This is a genomic window from Caproicibacter fermentans (assembly GCF_014303955.1).
Classification (GTDB): domain Bacteria; phylum Bacillota; class Clostridia; order Oscillospirales; family Acutalibacteraceae; genus Caproicibacter; species Caproicibacter fermentans.
On sequence record NZ_CP060286.1, the window covers coordinates 2,485,920 to 2,511,705 of the forward strand.

The window sequence follows — 25,786 nt, forward strand, 5'->3', positions numbered from 1 at the left end:
TTTCAATGGAGAAATTCACGCATTAATGGGGGAAAACGGCGCAGGAAAATCAACAATGATGAAAATTCTGACCGGAGTCTACACGAAAGACAGCGGCGAGATTTTAGTTGACGGCAAACCTGTGAATTTTACTCATCCGAAGCAAGCGGAAGCCGCCGGGATCGTTTTCATTTATCAGGAAATCAATGTAATGCCCGATCTGACCGTGACGGAAAATATGTTTGTTGGAAAAGAGATTCACGGCAGATTTGGAATCCTTAATAAAAAGGCGATGAACAAAGAGGCACAGGAGGTATTAAAACGCCTTGGCGTGCAAATACCCGTCGAACGGGTGATGTCCGAACTTTCCATTGGACAGCAGCAGATGATCGAGGTTGCCAAAGCCCTGATGGTGGATGCCAAAGTTATTATCATGGACGAACCGACTGCAGCGATGACGCTGGAAGAAACACGGACGCTATTCCGCATCTTGGGAGAGTTGAAAAAGAAAGGCGTTTCTATTATCTATATTTCCCATCGTATGGAGGAAATCTTTGAAATCTGCGACCGGGTAACCGTGCTGCGCGACGGCCAGTATATCGGAACGAAACCGGTAGAGGAAACTGATATGAACAGTCTGATCAAAATGATGATCGGGCGTAAAATCGGGGAAAGGTTTCCGGCCAGAGACTGCAAAATCGGCGGGACTGTGTTCGAAGTAAAAAATTTCAGTCGGAAAGGTATCTTTTATGACGTGTCTTTTTCCGTTAAGGAGGGGGAAATCCTTGGTGTTTCCGGTCTGATGGGCGCGGGCCGGACCGAAATCATGCAGGCGGTTTTCGGATACTTTCCGCATGACAGCGGCACCGTCAGGGTATCCGGAAAAGAAGTTAATATCCATTCTCCGGAGCAGGCGAAAAAGCTTGGAATCGGATTTATCACGGAGGACCGGAAGACCGAGGGGGTTGATGCTGGAGGATTCCATTCAAAAGAATGTCGCGCTTACCAATCTGGATCAGATTTCGGAACACGGCGTTCTGAACAGCCAAAAGGACAATCAACTGGTGGAACGCGCCATCCATGATCTTTCCATTCGCTGTTCGGGTCCGGCGGAAACGTGTTCCAATCTATCCGGCGGCAATCAGCAAAAAGTCGTTTTTGCAAAGTGGATTTTCATCAATCCGAAAATCCTGATTTTGGACGAACCGACGCGCGGCGTGGATGTCGGCGCAAAAAAGGAAATTTACAATATCATTAACCGGCTTGCAGAAAAAGGCGTGGCAATCATAATGGTTTCTTCCGAACTGCCGGAGATTCTGGGAATGAGCGACCGGGTCATGGTCGTTCACGAAGGGCATATCACCGGAATCCTGAGAAATAGGAACTTGGAAGCAAAAGATGTCACCAATGATCAAGCGGCCGACCAGGAAAACATTATGATTTTGGCAACGGGGGGAACACTGAAATGAATGCAAAAACGGTAAACCGCTTGAATACCGAAAAATTTATCCAGAGTCTAGGTTCGGTGATTGCTTTGGTGGTGCTGGTGGTCGTATTCAGTGTCATCAATGCCGACTTCCGAAGCATCAACAATATTCTCTCTTTATTAAAGCAGGCTTCTGTCAACGGCCTAATCGCATTCGGCATGACAGGGGTTATTCTTACCGGTGGAATCGATCTTTCCGTAGGTTCAACTCTGGCTCTGACCTCCTTGCTGTGTGCTGGCATGATCCATGATGGAATTCCCCCGGTACTGGCCATGCTGTGTGTGCTGCTCCTCGGAATTCTGTTCGGTTCCGTCAGCGGTATGCTTATTACCAAGGGCAGGCTTCAGCCTTTTATTGCCACTCTGGTTACCATGACGATCTACCGCGGCCTGACCATGATCTTCTCCGGCGGGATGCCGATTTCCGACTTGGGATCCGACCCGTTCCTCAGTGGTATTGGAAAAGGCTCACTGCTGCTGATTCCGGTTCCTGTCTGGATTATGGTCGTTATGTTCTTCCTGTTCTTTTTCATGCTGAACAAAACGACATTCGGCCGCAGAGTATTTGCAACCGGCAGTAATGAAAAAGCCGCCAAACTGGCAGGCGTCAATGTTGATAAAACTAAAATTTTGGTTTATGTCATATCCGGATTTACGGCGGCGCTGGCAGGCCTGATCCTGCTCTCCCGTCTCGGTTCCGCCCAGCCGACCATCGGCACCGGATATGAAATGGATGCCATCGCGGCTGTTGTGCTCGGCGGGACCAGCATGTCGGGCGGGCGCGGTAAGATTTACGGAACTCTGGTCGGAGTTGTGATTATCGCGGTCCTGAACAACGGCCTCAATATCATGAATGTTCCCTCGTATTATCAGGATGTTGTAAAAGGTCTTGTGATTCTTCTGGCAGTTCTTTCAGACCGGAAACGTTAATTTGTCAGTCAATCCAAAATAATAATAAGGAAGGGTTTTTATGAAAAGGTTTTTCGCATCGATTTTTACAGCAGCAATGGTTCTATCGTTGACGGCGTGCAGCACCGGCGTCGATCAGACGGCATCCCCGGCGGCAAGCGGCGGGGCGGAATCTTTGCAGTCTGCTAAAGCCATTGGACTCTCCATATCGACTTTGAACAACCCGTTTTTTGTAACGCTTTCGCACGGTGCGAAGCAGGAGGCGCAGAAGCAGGGGCTGCAGCTTACCGTTGTCGACGCGGGAAACGATACCGCAAAACAGGCGAACGACATTGAGGACCTGGTTTCGAAGAACGTCGGTGTATTGATCGTCAATCCGGTTGATTCCGACGCGGTTGCCCCCGCAGTCAAAGACGCGGTTGCTAAGGGGATTAAGGTTATTTCCGTCGACCGTGTGGTAAACGGTGTTACGGTCGACTGTCAAATCGCTTCCGACAACGTAATGGGCGCCAAAATGGCGACGGAGTATCTTCTCAGTCTCATAGGGAAAAATGCGAAAGTCGCGCAGTTGGAAGGAACACCTGGCGCTTCCGCCACGGTTGACAGAGGCAAGGGTTTCCATCAGGCAGCCGATGAAAACGCGAATATCGTCGCCAGCCAGTCGGGCAATTTTGACCGGGCAAAAGGTTTGAACGTTACAGAAAATATTCTGCAGGCTCATGGTGACATCAAGGGTATCTTTGCGCAGAACGACGAAATGGCGCTTGGCGCAGTCGAAGCTGTTGCGGCCGCAAAGAAAGATATTGTTATTGTAGGATTTGATGCGACCGATGATGGTCAGAAAGCGGTAAAATCCGGCAAAATGGCTGCAACCGTAGCGCAGAACCCGGAACTAATGGGTTCCACCGCAATTGATAATGCTCTGAAACTGCTCAATGGAGAAAAGATTCCGGCAAGCATTCCGGTCGAAGTATCTTTGATTAAAAAATGAGATGGAGTGCTAACTCCCGGTTTTGCCGATATTACATAATATCAACTGAACAAACGCCGCTTTTTCCGGGGGAGGAAGTAAACAGCCAATCAGAAAGGAACTGCGAAAAGACGCAAAGAATGGACATGGCGACCACATCCCCTTTGCATGAATCGGTTGCCGCCCACCATGGAGCAGGCTCCGTTTCGGGTCCCTTCCATGCCCCTCCGCTGATTCCGGATGAGAGACCTCGACGGCTTTCTTGCTGCCGGGCGGGCGGCGGTGCGCCCAAAAATGCGTCTTAATCAGGCTTTAACCGCCGGATTAAGGCGCATTTTCTTATTTTCGGGGCTTTTGTCTGCCGGCGCCCGGCGCACTATTAAATGTAATATTTTTAAACCGCTTCCAAATGTCAAGAAGTCATTTACATTTAAAGGTCAGTTTTTTCTTCGTCTTCACCTGGGCCAGTTCATTGCTCAGGGCTGTTATAAGCTTATTCATAGGTTCCCTATTTTCTGATCCCGAGTTAAATCCCGGCTTTCCGGGAGAGCCAAACCTCGCCGCATACACGATTACAACGCGTTATATTTGTGCAGGTTTAAACACTTTCAACCGATTTGTCAACATCTTGCTGTTGACAAGCGAAAAAATACAACCAGGAGGATGATCTTATTCATTCAAGAATATATTTGTGCGGCGGGGGAGAGCCTCTGATAGAAACTTTTAAAAACCATCCGGTGGTTTAATACCCGACTCCGAAGTCCGTATTTTGATATAAAACTTCAATAGAGGAATCTTCATTGAGATAGGCGTACTTTTTCAGAAACCACTTAACGAGCTGAGCGTCCTGTTGGATTGCAGTGGAATTGTTAGTGAAAACGTTTATCGTTCCCATTCGAAAATATTTTTTTAAAATTCTAATATCGTTGTCGATCATTTCTTTCGTCTGCCCTTTTATACAGACCATTATGCAGGGGGAATCGAAATAAAATGCTACTTCCTCCGGTGTGCGGAAAGACGCGTGTTTGTTCAGCACATTTTCCCGAAATCCGTTATCGAATGTTTCCACTCCGATTTTAAAGATAATGGGAATGCCCATGAATTCTCGCATTTCCTGCAGTCGGTTGCGGTAAATCCAGTGACTTTCGAAAAATAGCTGTTGTATATTTTTTTCTTTTATGACTTGGCGAATACGATAAAGTGTACTCTTTGGCAGTTCAAAGCAGCTGCCTGAATTAATAACTTCCAGCGCACCGGCTCGGCCGCTGACACGAGAAAGAATTTGAAAATTCAGGTTTGCCATTTCTGCATCGTCTGTCGAGTTGTCGGAGATATAATCGCAAAAAGTACATTTTCCCCAGGCACAGGGGCGGCCCTTCAGCAACACAATTTCTCTGGGATTTTTCTTCGTTATCAGGTTATAGCGCTCCATTAGATTTTCTCCCATTCATTCCTGTCTTTAGCCAGCCGTCAAGGCGCGACAATAGACTGCTGACAATAACAACTGTGATCAACCGGTCCAGATAATCCATCAGGATTTGTACAATAAAGGCGCTGACTACCATGCTGAATCCAATTTGATGAAGAATCTGTACCAGAGCAGAAGAACCGGAAGAAGTAACGCCCGCAAATACGAATGCGGTAATGCAGGAGCTGACGATGGTTCCCGGCACCGTTAGAAAGAGAACGGCCAGAGGAAGTTTCCATTTTCGAAACCAGCTTGTGCGGAACAAAAACCCAGAAATCAGTCCGGTTATCATTCCTGCAGGTATAAAGTAGAGGGAGTAGACATCCGAGGTAACGCCGCTGAAAATCCCGCTTATGCAGGCAGTCAACCCCCCTAAAGCAGGACCGAACAGGGCAGAACTCAGTATGGTTCCGATGCTGTCCAGATAAATTGGGAGCCGCAATGTCAAGGCGATGTAGGCGCCGACAATATTGATGACTGCACAGAGCGCTGTGATCGTTATTTTTATGGTGGAGACCCGTTTCATGATATAGTTCCTCCCGTCATGATTTTTGATAGAATCGGTTGAATTTGACCGGGTTCTTTCTGAAATATTCGGGATAGAAACATAGTCATAAAAGCGAGCGGGTCGGTTTGGGTAAGCACGTGACTGTTCGGCTTCTTATGCCAAAAATTCATGGAATCTACTACGGACTGCCCAATACAGATGCCTTTGGTCTCAATGTCGGTATAGGCGTCAAAGCCGTGACAGAGATCAGGGTTGACTGCATAGGCCACAGCGAGGGGATCGTTTATCACGCAGCCGATAATTCCTTCCTGCTTCCAATGAAAATCAAAGTAGAACCGGGTGATTTTTTGGATAAATTCTGCCGTGTGTCGATCCAGAACATGCATATATTCCAGTAAGTTTGGCGTCAGAACAATCTTTCGGGTGACATCGAGGCCAACCATGTGAATCGGTCTTCCCAAATTCTCAAAAACCTCACTGGCGGCATCCGGGTCGCACCAGTAGTTATATTCCGCAACGGGGGAACAATTGCCGTAACTTCTGAAATTTCCTCCCATGGAAACTAATTGGCTCAGGTTTTGAAATGCCTTTTTGTCGCGCCGCAGAGCCAATGCAATATTGGTCAGTGGCCCGATGGCAACAATCGTAAGTGCTGTTGTTGTGCGTAGCGTATCCAAGATAAAATCAACGGCGGCAGAATGCCAGGGAACGTCTTGTACCAGCGGAATCCCAATTTCCCCCAACCCATCCGCTCCATGGGTATCCTGAGCGCTGACATAGTCGCGCACCAGAGGCTTTTCGGCTCCACAGTAAACCGGGATATCCAACCGGTTCATGAAATTAAGCGTACGAAGTGCATTGCATGCCCCCAGGTCGGACGGTACGTTACCACTGACAGTGGTAATCCCGCAAATGCTTAGTTCCGGGGATGATAGGGCCAACATAAGCGCGAGGGCATCGTCGATTCCAGGATCGCAGTCAAGAATGATTTTCTTTTTCTCCAAGGTTAAAATCTCCTTTTCTTTAAAGGCACCTTTTCAGACTTTCTGAAGGAATTGCAGTAGAATCTTTGGAAATTTGGGGCTTCATGTCATCACACAAAAAAAGTCATGTCCCGCTAAGGACATGACAAATAAAGCTTTGTTCATATCAATCCTTAGTTTTTTATACTGGGAGGTTCTCGAACCAGTGCGGGGAAAGATCCCCGCTTTCATGTATTGTTTATAAAATAATACCTGAAACAGACCGGTACTGCAAGTCTTAAATCGCATTTTTCTTATAGCGCGGGCGCTGTTCACGCCTGTGATAAAAAAATGAAAGAAGCCGGCATGTGCTTGAAAAAGTCGGATTTCACTTTCTTCGCCAAGAAGGTATTTTTCGTTATTATCGCTGTACCGCCGACAGCTTCTATAAATTAGCACAATCTGAAGTCTGCAACTAAAATTGAGCGAATGATTTAAGGAAAAGCTCCATGTGTCGTTTTGAACCTGCACAGGGAGCTTTCATTTTATTTTGGCAGCTTTTGTGCTACAATTAGTTCAGATTGTTTGTAGAACAGGATGGATGTAACTTGAGTATTATCGATACATTTGATAACCGTTCAGAAGAAATATTAAAGCCAAATTGTATTGCAACGCCAGTAGAAAAATTCCCTAAAACGGTCATTATAACGTTTAAGCCTAAAATTATTGACATTCTAAAGGCATTGTGTGAAGTTGAAGAAATAAGTTGCCTTCACGCGGGAATAACCATACCTATTTATAAATTCAGATACAAAGAGCACGACTTAGGCATTTATATGACAGTCTTAGGAGGTGCCCCAACAACTGCCCTAATGGAGGAAGTATTAGTAAAAGGCGCAGAAAAAATACTGATTTTCGGCTCTTGCGGTGTTCTCGGCAGACAACTTGCTGCCGGGCAATTTATTATTCCAGCATCAGCATATCGAGATGAAGGTACGAGTTACCACTATATGCCCCCAAGTGACTATGTGGACATTGTTACTTCCAAAAAGCTTGGAGAGATTTTTGACAGCTTAAACATTCCGTATATATTTGGTAGGACATGGACAACGGATGCTTTTTATAGAGAAACGAAAAACAATGTGGATGCTCGCAAAAAGGATGGGTGTATAACAGTTGAAATGGAATGTGCTTCTGTAATGGCAGCCAGTCAATTTAGAAAAAAATCTGCATTTCAATTTTTATATTCTGAGGATAGCCTTGACGGAGGAACTTGGGATGCTCGGACAATGGGAAAAGTGCCGCATTCTAATCTTGAAAAGTATTTAAAAATTGCTTTGGAAGTTGCAATTAAAATATAAGGATTATGAGCATACTCCGGGGCCGGCAACTTAGCTGAGCTATGGCCCAAGGAAAAGGCTCCCGCTTCGGGGTGCTTTATCCTTCAATTAATTTGCAGCTCGGAATATTCTGCTCGATGGAGAAAGCCATAGATGAAAATTGACAGCAATACGCAATTCAAACGAATGCTCGAAACAAACATCCCCAAATTAATTACTTCCCTTGCCGTTCCCACGGTGATCAGCCAGATGATTACAACCGCATACAATACTGCGGACACCTATTTTGTTGCACAGATCGGAACCAGCGCGGCTGCCGCAGTGGGAGTCGTTTTCTCTTTGATGTCCATTATTCAGGCCGCAGGGTTCGGCCTTGCCATGGGAGCCAACAGCTTAATCAGCCGCTATCTTGGTGCGAAAGAGGATGAAAAAGCAAGCAAATACGGCAACAGCGCGCTGCTCGCGGCAATCTTATTCGGGTTCATTTTAATGGGGGGCGGCCTATCCTCGCTCAAGGGGTTAATGCGTATTCTCGGCTCAACGGAGACCATCCTTCCGTATTCGTGTGAATATGGAAAATATATCTTAATCGGCGCGCCGCTGATGTGTTCCGAATTTGTCCTCAATAATATTCTTCGTTCGGAGGGAGAAGCGGTGCTGGCAATGTGGGGCCTGTCCGCCGGCGGCATTCTCAACATGCTTTTGGATCCGCTGTTTATTTCCGGGTTTCACATGGGAATCGGGGGTGCGGCTGTTGCTACTTTAGTCAGCCAAACCGTCAGCTTTTTTATTTTGATCAGCTTTTTCATCAGGAAAAAGAGCATTATTCCGATTCGGATACGGGATGTCAGCAGAGATCCCGCCGATTATTTTCTAATTGTGAAAATGGGATTTCCCACGATCTGCCGCCAGATGCTGGGCAGCTTGTCCTCTGTTTTGATGAATGTTCAGGCAGCCGCGTTTGGTGACGCGGCCGTCGCCGCCGTCACGATTTCGAATAAAATCTATATGTTTGTACGCAATATCGTCATTGGAATCGGTCAGGGCTTTCAGCCGGTTGCGGGCTATAACTACGGCGCAAAAAACAACAAGCGGGTTCGCGAAGCATTTCTTTTTACCTGCAAAGCGGGCACGGCTCTTTGTTCGCTTGCCGCGGTTTTTTTGGCTGTTTATGCTTCGTCCGTTATCACATGGTTTATCGGAACCGATGCGGAAGTCGTCCGCATCGGTTCCCGGGCGCTTCTCTTTGCCTGCGGGGTCATGCCCTTTATGGCGTATTCCACCTATGTAAATCAAATGTATCAATGCCTCGGATTCAGTAAACAGGCCACTTTTCTTGCAAGCTGCCGTCAGGGGATCTGCTTTGTGCCGCTGATTTTGATCCTGCCGGTCCTGTTTCATCTCAATGGAGTCATTATGTCTCAGCCTGCTTCCGACTTTTTCACTTTTGTCATCTCCGTGCCGTTTCAAATTACATTTTTTAAATTTCACTTGAAAATCCGTTCCGAGTGACTGCCGGAAAAATCCATAAACCTGCAGCTGCTGTCCGGTGTGATTCTGTCGGCGCTGATTCTCAACAAACGGCGCAGGCATCCGGATTGAAAGCTGTTGCGGCGCTCGCTGTTGTTCAGCCCGGGGATTTAACTCGTCAACAGCGCCGCAGCCGCGGGAGGCCGCAAAAGGACGGCCTTTAAAATATATGAATAGGGAGTTGGCCTGTCATGAGTCAAATCAGGTTTGCGACAGGATCGGATGCCGAAGCGATCCTTGAAATTTACAAGCCGTATATTTTGGAAACATCGATTACGTTTGAAGAAGCAGTTCCCACGCCGGAGGATTTCCGGGACAGGATTCTGTCCGTGTCGTCCGCGTATCCCTATCTGGTCTATGAGTCGGAAGGGAGAATCCGGGGGTACGCATACGCGCACCGGTATCAGGCGCGTGCAGCCTATCGCTGGAACGCGGAGCTTTCTGTTTATGTGGAACGCTCCGGTCTTCAAAAAGGAATCGGGAAAACGCTGTACGGCGCGCTCCTGAAACTATTGCAGCTTCAGGGAATTCAGAACGTGTACGGGATTGTTACGGCGCCGAATCGGAACAGCGAAAAGCTGCATGAATCTCTGGGCTTTCACAAGCTGGGGATTTATCACAATACGGGATATAAGCAGGGGAAATGGCGTGACGTTCAACTGTTTGAAAAAAGCATCGGCGGTCACGAGTTGAATCCGCCGCCGCTGCGCTCCATCCGCGAATTGGACCCGGCGGCTGTGACAGAGATTCTGGAACAGTACGGTCAAAAGCTTATCGAAGAATAAAAAACGGAGAAATCCAATAAAAATGGTATTATTTAACCTATATAGTACTTGGTGTATTACGAAAGTCTCCTCTCATACTCCGTAATTGCTGATTTTTATTTTCTTACAAGGTCAGTATGGCTCTCTCCGCCGGATTCCATGCAGAGGATGGTTCCGTATAAATCATGGAATCATATACTTTATGGATATGAAAAGACAGCTTCCGGCATGGCTCCGTTTTGAGCAGGTATAATGAAACCGGCACGGAGAGAAAACCTCTGCGCCGGTTTCAAACAGAAAAACATATTCTATCATAATAGGAAAGAACGGATCTTAGCTGCAAAACCGGTGCTCCCCGATAACGACAATGACGGGCCGCGATAAAATCCATTTGCTGGTTGCTTTTACGGGGTTGTAGTAATAGATCGCGCCGCCGCAGGGATCCCAGCCGTTGATGGCGTCGCGCGCAGCCTTATAGGCGGATGCGGCGACAGCCGCGTTGATGCCGCCGTCGTTCAGGCAGGAGAAAGCCCCCGGCTGATAAATGACTCCCGCCAGCGTATTCGGGAAGGAGGGATGCTGAATCCGGTTCAGGATAACCGCCCCGACCGCGACCTGGCCTTCATAAGGTTCGCCGCGCGATTCGGCGGAAATGACCCTCGCGAGCAGATTGACGTCGTTGCTGCTGTAACCGCCCGCACCGCCGGACCCGCCCGCACTTCCGGCGGGGAGTCCGATCGCGCTGAGCGTAGCGGGTCCCGCCACTCCGTCCGCGGTCAGTCCGTTTTTGCGCTGAAAATACAGCACCGCGTTTTTCGTCTGGGTTCCGTAAACGCCGTCAACCTTGCCGGTGTAATAGCCCCAGTTTTTCAGCCTGGTCTGAATCTGTTTGACCTCGCTTCCGGTGGACCCGACCTTGGAAAGGGTCTGGATCGAGCCGCCGACATGGGTCACCACCGCAATCATTAAAACATTCACCAAAACGATGATGAATACTTTCCAGACATATTTCAGTTTATCATTCAAGGAAACACCACCTCTTACCACAGATTTTTCCCACGATTCGAATGATTATCCCTGCCGGGGAAATCACCCTGCCGTTCGCCCGGAATTGACAGCAATGTCGAATCAAAGGGGAAAACCCAAAAAAAATGAAAAAAAGGGTTGACAATAGGGGTGGGTTTTGGTATTATAGTGAAGCGCCTTACGGAAAGGGCGCTGCGGAAGAGGGTCTGCAAGGGCCGGAAAACCGCATGGGACCTTGAAAATTAAACAACGAGACGATAAAGAAGGAACCCGTAAAGATTTCGAGAGTAAAAGTACTTTCGGACGAAAAGAGAGGGACACTCTTTCAAAAAAAACCAAAAGATACGTTAGTGTATCGACTGAAGAGCCGAAACGACTCTAAGATAGATATAAACGCCTTCGGGTGATTATATACCATATTTTAGAGAGTTTGATCCTGGCTCAGGACGAACGCTGGCGGCGTGCCTAACACATGCAAGTCGAACGGAAACAGATTGAAGCTTGCTTTGAACTGTTTTAGTGGCGGACGGGTGAGTAACGCGTGAGGAACCTGCCTTTCAGAGGGGGATAACGTCTGGAAACGGACGCTAATACCGCATGACATTTTGTTGCCGCATGGTGATAAAATCAAAGGAGCAATCCGCTGAGAGATGGACTCGCGTCCGATTAGCCGGTTGGCGGGGTAACGGCCCACCAAAGCAACGATCGGTAGCCGGGCTGAGAGGCTGAACGGCCACATTGGGACTGAGACACGGCCCAGACTCCTACGGGAGGCAGCAGTGGGGGATATTGCACAATGGAGGAAACTCTGATGCAGCAACGCCGCGTGAGGGAAGAAGGTTTTCGGATTGTAAACCTCTGTCCTCAGGGACGATAATGACGGTACCTGAGGAGGAAGCTCCGGCTAACTACGTGCCAGCAGCCGCGGTAATACGTAGGGAGCAAGCGTTGTCCGGATTTACTGGGTGTAAAGGGTGCGTAGGCGGCACTGCAAGTCAGGTGTGAAAACCATGGGCTTAACTTATGGATTGCACTTGAAACTGTGGTGCTTGAGTGAAGTAGAGGCAGGCGGAATTCCCGGTGTAGCGGTGAAATGCGTAGAGATCGGGAGGAACACCAGTGGCGAAGGCGGCCTGCTGGGCTTTAACTGACGCTGAGGCACGAAAGCATGGGTAGCAAACAGGATTAGATACCCTGGTAGTCCATGCCGTAAACGATGATTACTAGGTGTGGGGGGTCTGACCCCTTCCGTGCCGGAGTTAACACAATAAGTAATCCACCTGGGAAGTACGACCGCAAGGTTGAAACTCAAAGGAATTGACGGGGGCCCGCACAAGCAGTGGAGTATGTGGTTTAATTCGAAGCAACGCGAAGAACCTTACCAGGTCTTGACATCCAACTAACGAAGCAGAGATGCATCAGGTGCCCTTCGGGGAAAGTTGAGACAGGTGGTGCATGGTTGTCGTCAGCTCGTGTCGTGAGATGTTGGGTTAAGTCCCGCAACGAGCGCAACCCTTGTGATTAGTTGCTACGCTAAGAGCACTCTAATCAGACTGCCGTTGACAAAACGGAGGAAGGTGGGGACGACGTCAAATCATCATGCCCCTTATGACCTGGGCTACACACGTACTACAATGGCCGTTAACAACGGGAAGCGAAGCCGCGAGGCGGAGCAAAACCCCAAAAACGGTCTCAGTTCGGATCGCAGGCTGCAACCCGCCTGCGTGAAGCTGGAATTGCTAGTAATCGCGGATCATCATGCCGCGGTGAATACGTTCCCGGGCCTTGTACACACCGCCCGTCACACCATGGGAGCCGGTAATACCCGAAGTCGGTAGCCTAACCGCAAGGAAGGCGCCGCCGAAGGTAGGATTGGCGACTGGGGTGAAGTCGTAACAAGGTAGCCGTATCGGAAGGTGCGGCTGGATCACCTCCTTTCTATGGAGACCCGAGCAGATGAAACATTCTGTTCCAACATCCAAGGTCGGTTACGGATGACTTATTATCCAATCGTTGTTTAATTTTGAAGGCCTCGCAGGCTGAGCCTGCACGCACGACGCGCTGAAGCAGACTGGAAACAGAACGCCGAACGCCGCGGAAATGGGTGCGGAGGAAAGCCGGCGGCACAAAGGTCTTGTGTTCGCGGCAAAGCGGCCCGGGAGACCGGAAAGCCAAAGCGCGGCGAAAGACACTGTGTGTCGGTCTTCTCAGAGATAGCATAGGAAGAACCAATCAGTTGAATAGCTTCCAATACGGGGGTATAGCTCAGCTGGGAGAGCGCCTGCTTTGCAAGCAGGAGGTCAACGGTTCGATCCCGTTTATCTCCACCAGCGGACTGAAGTCCGCGGTCACGACGCGCCGGGGCGTTTCAGAAATGAAAAGGCTCGCGGTCGCGGAGAGAACCGCAGAGGAAGTCTGCAAAATACTGGCTATAGTGGCAGAAAGACCGGATAGCCTCAAAGCCGGAGAAATATGGGCTTATAGCTCAGCCGGTTAGAGCGCACGCCTGATAAGCGTGAGGTCGGTGGTTCGAGTCCACTTAAGCCCACCAGCAGGCTGAGCCTGCATGCACGACGCGCTGAAGCATTCTGGAGACAGGAAGCGGAATGTCGCGGAAATGGATGCGGCAAAAGTCTGGAAACGGCAAACAGGAAGCGAAAGCGGAATGGGAGCCAAAATTACATACGGGGTTTCAGTCCGCGACAGCAAGTTTGGGAAACCAGCGGGCAAAGGCGCGATGAAAGACACTGTGTGTCCATATGATGTTCTGGTCCATGCAAATGGAAAAGAGTATTGTGTGTAATCTGATGGCTGGGAAAGGCCGCGACAGGCAAGGTTCTTTGAACTGAAAGCTGACCCGCGACGTGCGTCAACCTCAGGTTGTACCTTGAAAACTGAATAAAGCGAGAAGCAGATAAAGCGAGAAAAAGTTGTTATTCTAACAAGATTAATCTGATAGAAAAACTACAATTTTGAAGAACCAAAGAATCACATGGTCAAGCTACAAAGAGCGCAAGGGGAATGCCTTGGCACTGGGAGCCGAAGAAGGACGCGGCTAACTGCGAAAAGCTATGGGGAGCCGTAAGCAGGCATTGATCCATAGGTGTCCGAATGGAGCAATCCGGCTGGAGTCATGTCCAGTCACCGTGGAGTGAATTCATAGCTGCACGGGGGGAACCGCCTGAACTGAAACATCTAAGTAGGGCGAGGAAAAGAAATCAACCGAGATTCCGCAAGTAGTGGCGAGCGAACGCGGAAGAGGCCAAACCGTGGGCAGCAATGCCCGCGGGGGTGTGGACAGCCAAAAAGTACGCAATCCTGAGCAGAACGGCATGGAAAGGCCGACGAAAGAGTGTGAAAGTCACGTATGCGAAGGGAAAGCGCAGTGGGCTGTATCCCGAGTACTGCCGGACACGTGAAACCCGGTGGGAACATGGGGGGACCACCCTCCAAGCCTAAATACTACCCAGTGACCGATAGTGAAGAGTACTGTGAAGGAAAGGTGAAAAGCACCCCGGAAGGGGAGTGAAATAGAACCTGAAACCTTGTGCTTACAAGCACCGAGAGCCCGTCAATGGGTGATCGGGTACCTTTTGTAGAATGGTCCGGCGAGTGAATGTAACTGGCAAGGTTAAGTCCTTCAGGGACGGAGCCGCAGGGAAACCAAGTCTGAATAGGGCGTATGAAGTCAGTTGTATTCGACCCGAAACCGGGTGACCTACCCATGTCCAGGTTGAAGTGGGGGTAAAACCCCATGGAGGACCGAACCGACTCCCGTTGAAATGGTAGCGGATGAGGTGTGGGTAGCGGAGAAATTCCAATCGAACCCGGAGATAGCTGGTTCTCTCCGAAATAGCTTTAGGGCTAGCCTCGTATTAGATTACCGGAGGTAAAGCACTGAATGGTCTAGGGGCCGAAAGGCTACCGAAGCCTATCAAACTCAGAATGCCGGATAATTGATGTACGGGAGTCAGACAGTGTGAGATAAGTTTCATTGTCGAAAGGGAAACAGCCCAGACCCACAGCTAAGGTCCCTAAACACGGTTAAGTGGCAAAGGATGTGGGGTTGCTTAGACAACCAGGATGTTGGCTCAGAAGCAGCCATTCATTAAAAGAGTGCGTAATAGCTCACTGGTCGAGTGACCCTGCGCCGAAAATTCAACGGGGCTAAAATCGTGTACCGAAGCTTGGGATGCTCAAATATTCTCCATGCTTTCAGGAAGTTGAGAAGCGGAATCCGGCGGCGCGGAAGCGCTGCGGAAAGCCTCTTTCCCGCACAGAAGCGGAAGAGGAAGGAAAAGGTTCCGGATCAGCGGGCGCAAAGCGCCGCGAAATTTCACAGTAAGGTTGAAATGGAGCGCCGATTGAAGGTTTGGAGAATGTTTGAGCATGGTAGGAGAGCGTTGAATGAGAGTTGAAGTCGGAGCGGAAGCGCCGGTGGATTTCATTCAAGTGAGAATGCCGGAATGAGTAGCGAGAAATATGTGAGAATCATATTGGCCGAAAGTCTAAGGTTTCTGGAGGAAGGTTCGTCCGCTCCAGGTAAGCCGGGAGCTAAGGTGAGGCCGAGAGGCGTAGCCGATGCACATACGGTTGACATTCCGTAGCCGCAGAAGGATTTAAGTAAGATGACACCTGCAAAGGGCATGACCCGGGCGTTGGTTGACCCGGGCGTAAGGGACCGAAATCAAGTAGGGAAGCATGCGTAGAGCAGGGCGAGAAAAGTCTTATGGGATATCCGATGCGCCCGTACCGCAAACCGACACAGGTAGACAGGAAGAAGATTCCAAGGCCAACGGGAGAAGGGTAGTTAAGGAACTCGGCAAATTGACCCCGTAACTTAGGGAGAAGGGGTGCCTCAGAAATGAGGCCGCAGAGAATAGGCCCAGGCGACTGTTTAGCAAAAACACAGGTCTCTGCCAAATCGAAAGATGACGTATAGGGGCTGACACCTGCCCGGTGCTGGAAGGTTAAGAGGAGATGTGCAAGCATTGAATTGAAGCCCCAGTAAACGGCGGCCGTAACTATAACGGTCCTAAGGTAGCGAAATTCCTTGTCGGGTAAGTTCCGACCCGCACGAAAGGTGTAACGATCTGGGCACTGTCTCAATTACCCGCCCGGCGAAATTGTAGTACCGGTGAAGATGCCGGTTACCCGCGACAAGACGGAAAGACCCCATGGAGCTTTACTGTAGTTTAATATTGGGTTTCGGTAATTTATGTACAGGATAGGTGGGAGACTGTGAAGCGGTGGCGCTAGCTGCCGTGGAGTCACCCTTGGGATACCACCCTTAAGTTGCTGAAATTCTAACCTGCGGCCGTGAATCCGGCCGGGGGACATTGTTAGACGGGCAGTTTGACTGGGGCGGTCGCCTCCAAAAGAGTAACGGAGGCGCTCAAAGGTCAGCTCAGCACGGACGGAAACCGTGCCAAAGAGTGTAAACGCGTAAGCTGGCCTGACTGCGAGGATGACGGTCCGAGCAGAAACGAAAGTTGGAGTTAGTGATCCGGCGGTATGAGAGTGGAATTGCCGTCGCTCAACGGATAAAAGCTACCCTGGGGATAACAGGCTGATCTCCCCCAAGAGTCCACATCGACGGGGAGGTTTGGCACCTCGATGTCGGCTCATCACATCCTGGGGCTGTATTCGGTCCCAAGGGTTCGGCTGTTCGCCGATTAAAGTGGTACGCGAGCTGGGTTCAGAACGTCGTGAGACAGTTCGGTCCCTATCTGTCGTGGGCGCAGGATATTTGAGGAGAGCTGTCCTTAGTACGAGAGGACCGGGATGGACGCACCTCTGGCGCACCAGTTGTCATGCCAATGGCACAGCTGGGCAACTATGTGCGGATCGGATAAACGCTGAAAGCATCTAAGCGTGAAGCCGACTCCAAGATTAGATATCCCACAGCATAAGCTGGTAAGGCCCCTTGAAGACTACAAGGTTGATAGGCTGCGTGTGTAAGCACGGTAACGTGTTCAGCTTGGCAGTACTAATAGGCCGAGGGCTTGACCATATTTTTGGTTCGACCCTTCATTTCCCTTTTTCTGCTTCCAGTTTTGTTCAGTTTTGAGGGTACCCTTTGTGCCCAGTGTCCGGAAATGGAAGACCTGCCGTTAAGGCAGGTCTTTTTCATTGTCATACGAAAATTTCAGGCATTGACCGGGAATCAAAAAACTTTGGCAGGGAGCAAAAAACGCAAGCTGATTATTCTGATAATTCGGTTTCAGAGCAGCATAGGCGGCTTCCATGAAACGCGATGGGGACCGATTTTAGACGCGTAAGAAAGCCCCGGGCCTTGAGGCGCAGCCCCCTCCCGCCTCGGGTTAACTTATGCGTTGAACTGTATTCAATCGCCTCTTTTTATGTGCGGTAGGCAGGGGCTTAGGTCAGGATCAAGGATTCCGGAACGGGAGGGATGCGGCATGGAATTGCTTTACGGGACGGGAAATCAGGCCAAACTTGCTCTCATGAGACGCGCATTGGCTGATTTGGACCTGAAAATTGTCGGACTCAAAGAGCTCGGTGTATTGGTTCCGGAAATTGTAGAAACGGGTGACTCGCCGCTGGAGAACGCCCGCATAAAAGCGACGGCGTATTATAAGCTTTTTCACAGGCCGGTCTTTTCCTGCGACTCCGGACTCTATTTTGAAGGCCTGCCCGATGATCTGCAGCCGGGGGTTCATGTCAGAAGGGTGAACGGCATGCAGCTCAGCGACGACGAAATGATTGCGTATTACAGTGGCTTGGCGCTTCGCTACGGCAGAATCAGGGCAACGTACCGGAACGCGGTTTGCTTTGTATTCAATGAGTCGCATCTCTATGAAAGCATGGCGAAGCAGTTATCCGGAAAATCTTTTCTGATGACCTCACAGCCGCATCCAAAGCGGGTCAAGGGATTTCCGCTCGACAGCCTTTCAATAGACCCGGAGACCGGAAAGTATTTTTATGACCTTCCGGCGGAGCGGACCGACGATTCTATGTTGCGGAAAGGCTTCCATCAGTTCTTTGAATCCACGGCTTGCCGCTTTTGCAAAACGGGGAAACAGACGGGAAGAGACCTTGAATCTATCGTCAGCACGAGAGCAGGGAAAAGCCCTGAGAAGCATATAAACAAATAGTAATAAATAATAATATAAATACGAATCGTAATGATATCCGGCGGCCGCCCCACTGAGACTTACTTTTTGGGTGCAGGAGCAGACAAAAAGAAAGCGGAGGCATCACGTCCCCGCTTTTTCATCTATTGAAAGGGATCCTGATTCAGGCGGAACCGGGAGATGCCTTTCTGCAAAATTGCCGCCCGACCGGACAACTCTGCGCTCGCTGAGGCCGAACTTTAATCAGGCGGGCGGCGTCATGCCGGTTCCCTCCTTACTAGGAATTTATGATCGATTCTAAGCTGATCTGAATTATTGCTCTTGTGGAATCGGAAATCATTGGGAGAAAACAGGAAAAAGCTATTCGGAAAAAATGCTAGATTTTGCATGTCTCATATTGGGTTTGAAAAAGATAAGAAAATACAGTATGATTAGGATAAGCAAACGGGAACGTTCTTGACAGCAGTCAAAAACCATTGTATTATTGTATTAATATAATATTTAGGAGGACTCTTTATGGTCGTTAGCTCCGGAATTAGTCTGATCGCAATGACAATGATGCTGTTTGTCAGCCTGCTCTTTGTGGCGGAGCACGTTTTATTCGGCCTTGCCGCTTATCACGACGCGCAGTCACAGGGGAATCCGGACGCGGTGATCTGGGGCCTTGCGGTCGGATTCCTCGGCATCATTCCGGGGATTATCTATCTCTGCGTGCGCGGCTCAGGCCGCAGGCTGGTCCGGTGCGCCAACTGCGGGTATCCGCACGACGCTTCCGATTTCTGCTGCCCGAAATGCGGAGAGAAAAATCCCGCGGCGGCTGAGGCGAACCCGTACGCTCAGGTGCTTGCGTCCCGGGCTAGAAAGGAAATGATCGGCGGAATCGCGGTGATTGCCGCGGGGATCCTGCTGATGATTCTGGTGATGCTGTTTTTCGGCGTCTTTATGATGCGGTACCGCGTGATTTTTTAAATAGAAGGAACAAGGGAAAACGAAGGAAATACAGGAGAAGCTATGCTTGAAATACAACATCTGACAAAAAAATACCGCAAGCTGCTTGCGAATGACGACTTGAGCTTTCGCGTGCAGGACGGAGAGGTCGCGGTTCTTGCCGGGCCGAACGGGGCGGGCAAATCGACCGCGATCAAGTGCATCGCCGGACTGCTGCGGTTTCAGGGCAGCGTAACGGTCTGCGGGCATCCCAATAAAAGCGTGGAGGCGAAACGGCTTTTCGGCTATATCCCGGAAATTCCGGCGCCGATGGAGTCCCTGACGGTGCGGGAGCATTTGGAGTTTATCGCGCGGGCCTACCGTGTGGAGGACTGGCAGAAAAAAGCCGACGTCCTCTTGGAGCGGTTGGAGCTGGAGGACAAGCAGAAAAAGCTGGGCGGCGAGCTTTCGAAAGGGATGCAGCAGAAGCTGAGTATCTGCTGCGCGCTGCTGCCGGAGCCGAAAGCCGTCCTGCTGGACGAGCCGCTGGTCGGGCTTGACCCGCACGCCATCAAGGAACTGCGGGAAATGATGGAAGAGCTGCGCGCACGCGGCTGTTCCGTGCTGGTCAGCACCCACATGCTCGACACCGTTCGGCAGGTTTGGGACCGGGCGCTGATTATGATGAACGGAAAAATCGCCGCGGAACGGACGCGCCGCGAAATGGAGACCGGCGGCGAAAGCCTGGAGCAGCTGTTCTTCTCGATTACGGAAGGGAAGGGGGAGGAACTTGGAAGCGATTCTGTACATAGCGCGTAAGCAGCTGAAAAATTCGGCTGTCAAGCTGGTGCGGCGGCCGGCGCGTCTGATCGCGGTTCTGGCCTCCGCGGCGCTGATTGTCTGGATGCTTCTGGACATGCCGTCGAATTCACAGGGGCGGCTTGACCCGGCAATTTTGCAAAGCGGCTTTCTCGTCTGGCTTCTCGCGCTGGGGACGATCACCGCGCTGGCCTCGCTGGAATCCGGCTCCTCGCTGTTCCGCCTGCCGGATGTGAACCTTCTTTTCGTGTCTCCGGTTTCGCCGAAAACGATTCTCGCTTACGGTCTTGTGCGGCAGACGGGCAAGACGTTCGCCGGTTTCGCCTTCCTGCTGTTTTACAGCGGGATGCTGATTGACAGCTTCGGGATCACCGCCGCGGACGTTGTCACGCTGATTCTGGGAACTGCGCTGTTTCTGGTCGTTGTGCAGGCGCTGTCGCTGCTGCTGTACTGCGTCGCGAACCGGGGGCCGTCCCAACGCGCGGCAATCAAGGCGGGAATTCTGGCGGTTCCGCTTCTGGCTGCGATGTATGTGCTGTTTCAGGCAAGGACGGGCCTGAGCCTGACGACGGTTATCAAGGCGGCGGCGTCTCCGGTTCTGGACAATCTCCCCGTTGTCGGCTGGGCGAGGGGCGCCGTGTTTGCCGTGATGGCCGGAAATTTGAGCGCTGCGGCGCTATATGCCGCGCTGACCGCGATTTTCCTCGCGCTGGTGATTTTTTTCCTTTTGAAAATCGACGCGGATTATTACGAGGACGTTTTGAGCAACGCCGAAAAAACCTTTGAGCTGCGCCGCGCCGCGAAAGAAAAGCGCGGAATCAACGTCGGCAGGGGCAAAAAGGTCGGAAGTACCGGAATCGGCAATGGCTGGGGCGCAAGCGCGTTTTTCTACAAGCATCTCTGCGAGGCGAGAAGAAGCAGCCGGTTTGCGCTGGTCGGCGGTTCCACTCTGCTTCTCCTGCTGGTCAATCTCGGTGTGGCGGGAATCATGGCGCTGATCGGCAGCGGCAAGGCGGACCCCGCGACGGCGGACGCGATGCTTCTTTCCGGCTGCGGCCTGAGCGTTTATATCCTGTTTTTCCAGAACGCATCGGGAGACTGGTCCCGCGAACTGGAAAAACCGTATCTGTATCTGGTGCCGGAAGACCCGTTCCGCAAGCTGTTCTGGGCCGGCCTTTCCACGGTGATGAAGCCCGCCGTGGACGGATTCATCGTTTTTGCGGTTCTCTGCGCCGTTCTCCGCGCGAATCCTTTCTCGGCGCTGGCCTGCGCCCTGGGTTACGCGGCGTTCGGATTCCTGTTTACCGCGGGGGGCGTTCTGGGCAGGCGGGCCCTGGGCAGCGTGCCGAACCGCGGCGTCACCATGGTTCTGTATATGATGCTTTTACTCCTGGTCATGTCGCCCGGCATTGCCGGAACGCTGATTGCGGTCTTTGCCATGAAGGCGGCCTCATTCGCGGGCGCCGCGCCGCTTTTTGCGGCCCTGCCGCTCGTCGCATGGAATATCGCCGCGTCCCTTTGTATTTTTTACGGATGCCGGAATCTTCTGTCATCCTGGGAAAATTGATTTTCCGCGAATCAAAACATCTGATTGGTCCATTTGACCGGCTGATCCCCGTTTTCGTGCCGGCGGCTTAAAAAAACGGAGTAATCTTCAATTTATGCTTGCATTTTGTCGCAGACCGTGGTATTATATCTAAGTCGCCAAAACACGAAAACAAGTTGGTACCGATTGCGATGAGGGTACACCCGTTCCCATTCCGAACACGGAAGTTAAGCTCATCTGCGCCGAAGATACTTGGCTGGTAACGGCCCGGGACAATAGGTGGCGCCAACATAAGAAGCAGTCACCCAATAGGGTGGCTGTTTTTTTGGTATCAGTGACCTTGTCTGACAAAAGCAGGGAAAGACAGGAAAATGAGGCTCCGGCATGGTATGATAAAAACACGGACGGAGGAATCAGGATGGACTGGATTCAAGGAATGCGCGGTGCAATCGACTATATGGAAGAGCATCTGACAGAACCGGCGGACTTCACGCGAATCGCCCGGGAGGCGGGCTCCTCGCCCTTTCACTTCATGAGGATGTTCGAAATCCTGACCGGAATGACGGTGGGCGAATACCTGCGCCGGCGCAGGCTGACGCTTGCGGGTCAGGAATTGTCGATGTCCGGCGCAAAGGTGATTGATGTGGCCCTTCGATACGGCTACTCCACGCCGGAGGCGTTTACCCGGGCGTTCCGGCGCTTTCACGGCATCTCCCCCTCGGCGGCGCGCGCGCCGGGGGCAAATCTCAGGTCCATCGGGAAGCTTTCGATCCAGATTACCTTGAAAGGGGACTGTGTTTTGAATTATAAGCTGATTGAGAAAGAAGCGTTCACCGTTGTCGGAAAAAAATTGAGGGTGTCCTGTAAAGACGGCGAAAATTACCGGGTGATCCCGCAGTTTTGCGCCAAATGCTCTCAGGACGGCACCTTTGACTATCTGCAGCCTTTGGCGGACAAAAGCATCGGCGCGCTCGGCATTTGCACAAATTTCAGCGAACAGACCGACGATTTCGACTATTACTGCGCCGCGGAGCACGACGGAAGCCAAATCCCCGACGGGATGGAAACGCTTGCGGTTCCGAAACGGACGTGGGCGGTGTTCGAATCCGTCGGCCCGATGCCGGGCGCGATTCAGGATGTGTGGAAGCGCATCTTTTCGGAATGGTTTCCCTCCAGCGGCTACGAGCACGCGGACGGGCCGGAGCTGGAGGTCTATGAAAAGGGCGACATGAGCGCGCCGGATTATCACAGCGCGGTTTGGATTCCCGTCGTAAAAAAGGCATAGCTTTCATACGGTATTTCACAGAAGAGGGCGCCCGGGTTTTCCGGGCGCTTTTTTTGGGGATCAGGAGTGTTTCAACGGGTAAAAATGCGCTATCTATATATATGGGATAGAAAGCGCGCGTTTCCGTACGAAATGGAGGCTGTTTTGCCACTTGTATTTTTACGCTTTAAAGTGTAAAATAGCATTGGAAGATACGGCGGGAAAGGGGCACCAAAATTGATTATCGTAATGAAGAAAAACTGCACGCGGGAGCATGTGGAAAACATTATTCAGCTGCTGAAGGAATACGGGCTGGGCGCGAATCTTTCCACAGGCAGCCAGACGACCATTATCGGCGTGCTGGGTGACAAGACAAAGCTGAGCGACGCGAATCTGGAATTGATGGACGGGGTCGAAAAATGCGTCCCGATCATGCACTCTTATAAACTCGCCAGCCGGGACATGGTCCCGGAGGGAAGAACCGTGCGGGTCGGCAATGTGACCTTCGGCGCAAAGAAAGTGGTGATGATCGCGGGCCCCTGCGCGGTGGAGAACCAGGAACAGATACTGAAAGCCGCCGAAGGCGTCAAGGCGGTCGGCGCAGCGCTCCTGCGCGGAGGCGCGTACAAGCCGAGAACATCCCCCTATTCGTTTCAGGGAACGGAGGAAGAGGGCCTGAAAATGCTTCGCCGGGCGGGGGATGAGACCGGCCTGCCGGTTGTCAGCGAAGTGACCGACCACGAGCAGCTGGCTTTCGCGGAACAGTACTGCGACATGTTCCAGATCGGCGCGCGCAATATGCAGAATTTCCGGCTTCTGCGGGAGGTGGGGCGCACCGGTGTCCCGGTGCTGCTCAAGCGCGGCATTGCCTCCACCGTCGAGGAATGGCTGGACGCCGCCGAGTACATTATGAGCGAGGGCAACTGCGGCGTCGTCCTGTGCGAGCGAGGCATCCGCACGTTCGAAACGGCGACCCGCAACACGCTTGATGTTTCCGCCGTTCCGGTCGTCAGGGAGCGCAGCAGCCTTCCTATTATAGTAGACCCCTCCCACGCGGCGGGGAAAGCCGCTTATGTGGAGCCGCTCGCGCTCGCGGGAGTCGCGGCGGGCGCCGACGGGTTAATTGTTGAGGTTCACCCGAACCCGAAGCAGGCGTTGAGCGACGCCGCCCAGCAGCTTACGGTGGACGCTTACGCGTCGCTGTTTCACAAAGCGGCGGAGGTGGCCCGCGCCGTGGGGCGCGAAATTTAATTGATTCGGGGATGCACGAAACCGCCGCGGAACTTTCCGCGGCGGATTTTTTATGGAATCATCCCACGGCGGCGACGGTGAGGTTCAGGCAAAATAAGCGGCAGTACGTTGATTCTTGCAATTATTGTTAACTAAAATAATTAATATGGTTGACAATTAAGGCGGAAATCCTTATACTATTAGAAAAGGAGAGATCTGAATGAAAAAGAAGACAACTTTCGAGCTGACTGCCTGCGCGATGTTCGCGGCGCTGACGGCCGTGCTCTCACAGTTTGCCGTGCCGGTCGGCCCCGTGCCGATCAATCTTGCGACGCTGTCCGTTTTTCTGGCGGGCGGCATCCTCGGCGCCGCCGGGGGACTGGTCAGCCAGACGGTTTACATTCTTCTTGGGGCTGCCGGGCTGCCGGTCTTTGCCGAATTCAGCGGGGGAATCGGAGTGATCGCCGGACCGACGGGCGGCTATATCATCGGGTACGCAGCGGCCGCGTGGGTGATCGGGACGATGGTGGGCAGGTTCGGGCGCGGGCCGGTTTCGCTCGCGGTTTCCATGGCGGCCGGGTCTGCGGTCTGCTACTTTCTTGGCACCGCGTGGTTCATGATCGTGACAAAACGCGCTCTCTGGGAATCCCTGACGCTTTGCGTGTTTCCGTTCCTGATTGGCGACGCGCTGAAAATCGCGGTTGCAGCCGCGGTTTCGGCCCAGCTCGGCAGGGTGTACGACCGGCTGAACCGCAGCGCCGGCGCGGCATGAGCGGGCCGCTTCCCCTCAGGCCTCACCATGCGCTCTGCCTGCGGTTTTTTGTCGGCAAAGGGTACGGCGACGATTTTGTTTCCGGGATGGCCGCGGTACAAAACAGGCTGCGGGAACATCCGGACGGCAGGGTTGTGCTGACCGGAGGAGCGGACCGCGTCTGCGCCCGCTGCCCGAACAACGCGGGCGGCGTCTGCGCATCCGCCGAAAAATCCTCGCGGTACGATGAAAAATGCCTTTCAGCCTTTGGATTGACGATTGGCCAGGTCCTTACCTGGAGTGAGTTGGAGCAAATCGCGCAGAGCGTCGTCCTCTCCCCGGCGGCCCGCGCCGCAGTTTGCTCCGACTGCCGATGGGACTCCGTTTGCCGGGAACAACAGGAAAAAATCCGCGCTTCGCGCTGAGAAAAACAGCTTTGCAGACGCCGCCGGTCCTTTCGGCGGCGTTTCTCTGTCTGGTTTGTCCGGAACGCGCCATATTGTAAACTAATAAGAAATATTTGGATAACAATAATATGCGGTCGGCAGAAATAACATTTTGAAATGAAACCTGAGAAAAAGAAAGATTTGGGGCATTATAAAGAGATAGGAGGAGTTTGGGCTTCCTATATTAAAATTTTGGACTTTTTTATCTTGACACGGAACCGGGCGTGTGGTAAGATCAAATATGCAAATTCCCGCGCGGATTCAGCGTGCGGTTTTGATTCCCGCAACAATCGGGAATAAGAGGATGCCGATCAAATTTCAGGAGGTAACAACCATGTCCACCTATATGCCGAAAGCCGGCAGTGTTGAGCACAAGTGGTATGTCATCGACGCCGCCGGAAAGCCGCTTGGGCGCGTTGCCGCACAGGCTGCCGCTCTGCTTCGCGGCAAGCATAAAACAATTTTCGCACCGCATGTCGACTGCGGCGACCATGTCATTATCATTAACTGCCGCGAGTCGGTTCTGACCGGCGGCAAGCTGCACAAGAAGATCTACTATCAGCCCACGCTGTATGTCGGCCACATGAAGAAGGTAAAAGCATCTACCCTGATGGAAGAGAAGCCCTGCAAGGCAATGGAACTTGCCGTCAAGGGTATGATCCCGGACAATGCACTTGGCCGCGCCGCAATGGCAAGGCTTCGCCTGTTTGAGGGCGACCAGCACAGCCACGCCGCCCAGAAGCCGCAGGCCTGGGAACTGTAAG

21 protein-coding genes, 2 tRNA genes, 3 rRNA genes and 1 riboswitch are annotated in these 25,786 nt (G+C 51.7%); of the genes, 22 read left to right on the forward strand and 4 right to left on the reverse strand.

The window, feature by feature from the left end; translation table 11 throughout:
* Nucleotides 1–25 precede the first annotated feature (25 nt).
* The 4 genes from HCR03_RS12290 to HCR03_RS12300 are packed head-to-tail and all read left to right on the forward strand — an operon-like array spanning nucleotide 26 to nucleotide 3,365.
* Nucleotides 26–1,063: a sugar ABC transporter ATP-binding protein gene (locus HCR03_RS12290; RefSeq protein WP_407926809.1), complete on the forward strand. Its 1,038-nt coding sequence runs from the start codon at nucleotides 26–28 to the stop codon at nucleotides 1,061–1,063.
* Entirely contained in the window at nucleotides 1,044–1,448 is a 405-nt protein-coding gene (locus HCR03_RS20610; protein WP_407926810.1) for an ATP-binding cassette domain-containing protein, read from the forward strand. Before HCR03_RS12290 ends, HCR03_RS20610 begins: the two co-directional genes overlap by 20 nt.
* A complete protein-coding gene (locus HCR03_RS12295) occupies nucleotides 1,445–2,395 on the forward strand; it encodes an ABC transporter permease (protein ID WP_066646206.1) in 951 nt (316 codons plus the stop codon). Before HCR03_RS20610 ends, HCR03_RS12295 begins: the two co-directional genes overlap by 4 nt.
* Nucleotides 2,396–2,435: 40 nt before the next feature.
* A complete protein-coding gene (locus HCR03_RS12300; RefSeq protein ID WP_187034445.1) occupies nucleotides 2,436–3,365 on the forward strand; it encodes a substrate-binding domain-containing protein in 930 nt (309 codons plus the stop codon).
* 721 nt (nucleotides 3,366–4,086) lie between these two features.
* Here HCR03_RS12300 and HCR03_RS12305 read toward each other — a convergent pair.
* The 3 genes from HCR03_RS12305 to HCR03_RS12315 are packed head-to-tail and all read right to left on the reverse strand — an operon-like array spanning nucleotide 4,087 to nucleotide 6,324.
* Complete coding sequence (locus HCR03_RS12305) at nucleotides 4,087–4,776, reverse strand: radical SAM protein (RefSeq protein WP_187034448.1); 690 nt, start codon at nucleotides 4,774–4,776, stop codon at nucleotides 4,087–4,089.
* Nucleotides 4,763–5,338, reverse strand: coding sequence for an ECF transporter S component (locus tag HCR03_RS12310; protein WP_066646198.1), 576 nt, complete (start codon nucleotides 5,336–5,338; stop codon nucleotides 4,763–4,765). The genes HCR03_RS12305 and HCR03_RS12310 overlap by 14 nt, the downstream gene beginning before the upstream one ends.
* Nucleotides 5,335–6,324: a nucleoside hydrolase gene (locus HCR03_RS12315; RefSeq protein WP_187034450.1), complete on the reverse strand. Its 990-nt coding sequence runs from the start codon at nucleotides 6,322–6,324 to the stop codon at nucleotides 5,335–5,337. Before HCR03_RS12315 ends, HCR03_RS12310 begins: the two co-directional genes overlap by 4 nt.
* Nucleotides 6,325–6,470: 146 nt before the next feature.
* A riboswitch (PreQ1 riboswitch) is annotated at nucleotides 6,471–6,515 on the reverse strand.
* A 375-nt stretch (nucleotides 6,516–6,890) separates the two neighbouring features.
* Here HCR03_RS12315 and HCR03_RS12320 point away from each other — a divergent pair.
* From HCR03_RS12320 to HCR03_RS12330, 3 genes are all read left to right on the forward strand, one after another.
* Complete coding sequence (locus tag HCR03_RS12320) at nucleotides 6,891–7,643, forward strand: nucleoside phosphorylase (protein ID WP_187034452.1); 753 nt, start codon at nucleotides 6,891–6,893, stop codon at nucleotides 7,641–7,643.
* A gap of 132 nt (nucleotides 7,644–7,775) precedes the next feature.
* Nucleotides 7,776–9,134, forward strand: a complete 1,359-nt coding sequence (locus tag HCR03_RS12325; protein ID WP_187034454.1) for an MATE family efflux transporter — start codon at nucleotides 7,776–7,778, stop codon at nucleotides 9,132–9,134.
* A 209-nt stretch (nucleotides 9,135–9,343) separates the two neighbouring features.
* Nucleotides 9,344–9,937 carry a GNAT family N-acetyltransferase gene (locus tag HCR03_RS12330; RefSeq protein ID WP_156990268.1) on the forward strand — a complete coding sequence of 198 codons (594 nt, stop codon included), beginning with the start codon at nucleotides 9,344–9,346 and terminating at the stop codon, nucleotides 9,935–9,937.
* A gap of 312 nt (nucleotides 9,938–10,249) precedes the next feature.
* On the opposite strand, the gene sleB is transcribed toward HCR03_RS12330, so the two are convergent.
* Nucleotides 10,250–10,882, reverse strand: coding sequence for a spore cortex-lytic enzyme (gene sleB, locus HCR03_RS12335; RefSeq protein WP_083210122.1), 633 nt, complete (start codon nucleotides 10,880–10,882; stop codon nucleotides 10,250–10,252).
* A 478-nt stretch (nucleotides 10,883–11,360) separates the two neighbouring features.
* Here sleB and HCR03_RS12340 point away from each other — a divergent pair.
* From HCR03_RS12340 to rplM, 15 genes are all read left to right on the forward strand, one after another.
* Nucleotides 11,361–12,880, forward strand: a 16S ribosomal RNA gene (locus HCR03_RS12340).
* A 316-nt stretch (nucleotides 12,881–13,196) separates the two neighbouring features.
* Nucleotides 13,197–13,272 (forward strand) — tRNA-Ala (locus HCR03_RS12345).
* 144 nt (nucleotides 13,273–13,416) lie between these two features.
* A tRNA-Ile gene (locus tag HCR03_RS12350) sits at nucleotides 13,417–13,493 on the forward strand.
* Nucleotides 13,494–13,508: 15 nt separating this feature from the next.
* Entirely contained in the window at nucleotides 13,509–13,745 is a 237-nt protein-coding gene (locus HCR03_RS12355) for a hypothetical protein (protein WP_066649249.1), read from the forward strand.
* A 191-nt stretch (nucleotides 13,746–13,936) separates the two neighbouring features.
* Nucleotides 13,937–16,955: ribosomal RNA gene (locus tag HCR03_RS12360) — 23S ribosomal RNA — on the forward strand.
* Together the 16S and 23S rRNA genes with 2 tRNA genes alongside form the textbook arrangement of a ribosomal RNA operon.
* Nucleotides 16,956–17,364: 409 nt before the next feature.
* Nucleotides 17,365–18,060, forward strand: a complete 696-nt coding sequence (locus tag HCR03_RS12365; RefSeq protein WP_066647071.1) for a non-canonical purine NTP pyrophosphatase — start codon at nucleotides 17,365–17,367, stop codon at nucleotides 18,058–18,060.
* Nucleotides 18,061–18,555: 495 nt separating this feature from the next.
* Complete coding sequence (locus HCR03_RS12370; protein WP_156990999.1) at nucleotides 18,556–19,008, forward strand: zinc ribbon domain-containing protein; 453 nt, start codon at nucleotides 18,556–18,558, stop codon at nucleotides 19,006–19,008.
* 42 nt (nucleotides 19,009–19,050) lie between these two features.
* Nucleotides 19,051–19,785, forward strand: a complete 735-nt coding sequence (locus HCR03_RS12375) for an ABC transporter ATP-binding protein (protein ID WP_066647067.1) — start codon at nucleotides 19,051–19,053, stop codon at nucleotides 19,783–19,785.
* Nucleotides 19,757–21,352, forward strand: a complete 1,596-nt coding sequence (locus tag HCR03_RS12380; RefSeq protein WP_187034456.1) for a putative ABC exporter domain-containing protein — start codon at nucleotides 19,757–19,759, stop codon at nucleotides 21,350–21,352. Before HCR03_RS12375 ends, HCR03_RS12380 begins: the two co-directional genes overlap by 29 nt.
* Before the next feature lie 154 nt (nucleotides 21,353–21,506).
* A 5S ribosomal RNA gene (gene rrf, locus HCR03_RS12385) occupies nucleotides 21,507–21,622 on the forward strand.
* A 127-nt stretch (nucleotides 21,623–21,749) separates the two neighbouring features.
* Nucleotides 21,750–22,616, forward strand: a complete 867-nt coding sequence (locus HCR03_RS12390) for an AraC family transcriptional regulator (protein WP_187034458.1) — start codon at nucleotides 21,750–21,752, stop codon at nucleotides 22,614–22,616.
* 216 nt (nucleotides 22,617–22,832) lie between these two features.
* A complete protein-coding gene (aroF, locus tag HCR03_RS12395) occupies nucleotides 22,833–23,846 on the forward strand; it encodes a 3-deoxy-7-phosphoheptulonate synthase (RefSeq protein ID WP_187034460.1) in 1,014 nt (337 codons plus the stop codon).
* Between the two features lie 199 nt (nucleotides 23,847–24,045).
* Nucleotides 24,046–24,597, forward strand: a complete 552-nt coding sequence (locus tag HCR03_RS12400; protein ID WP_066647056.1) for a biotin transporter BioY — start codon at nucleotides 24,046–24,048, stop codon at nucleotides 24,595–24,597.
* On the forward strand, nucleotides 24,594–25,001 hold the full coding sequence (locus HCR03_RS12405) for a DUF1284 domain-containing protein (RefSeq protein ID WP_187034462.1): 408 nt from the start codon (nucleotides 24,594–24,596) through the stop codon (nucleotides 24,999–25,001). Before HCR03_RS12400 ends, HCR03_RS12405 begins: the two co-directional genes overlap by 4 nt.
* Nucleotides 25,002–25,356: 355 nt before the next feature.
* Nucleotides 25,357–25,785 (forward strand): 50S ribosomal protein L13, encoded by a 429-nt coding sequence (gene rplM, locus HCR03_RS12410; RefSeq protein ID WP_066647137.1) that lies wholly within the window; start codon nucleotides 25,357–25,359, stop codon nucleotides 25,783–25,785.
* The last annotated feature ends 1 nt before the right edge of the window (nucleotide 25,786 follow it).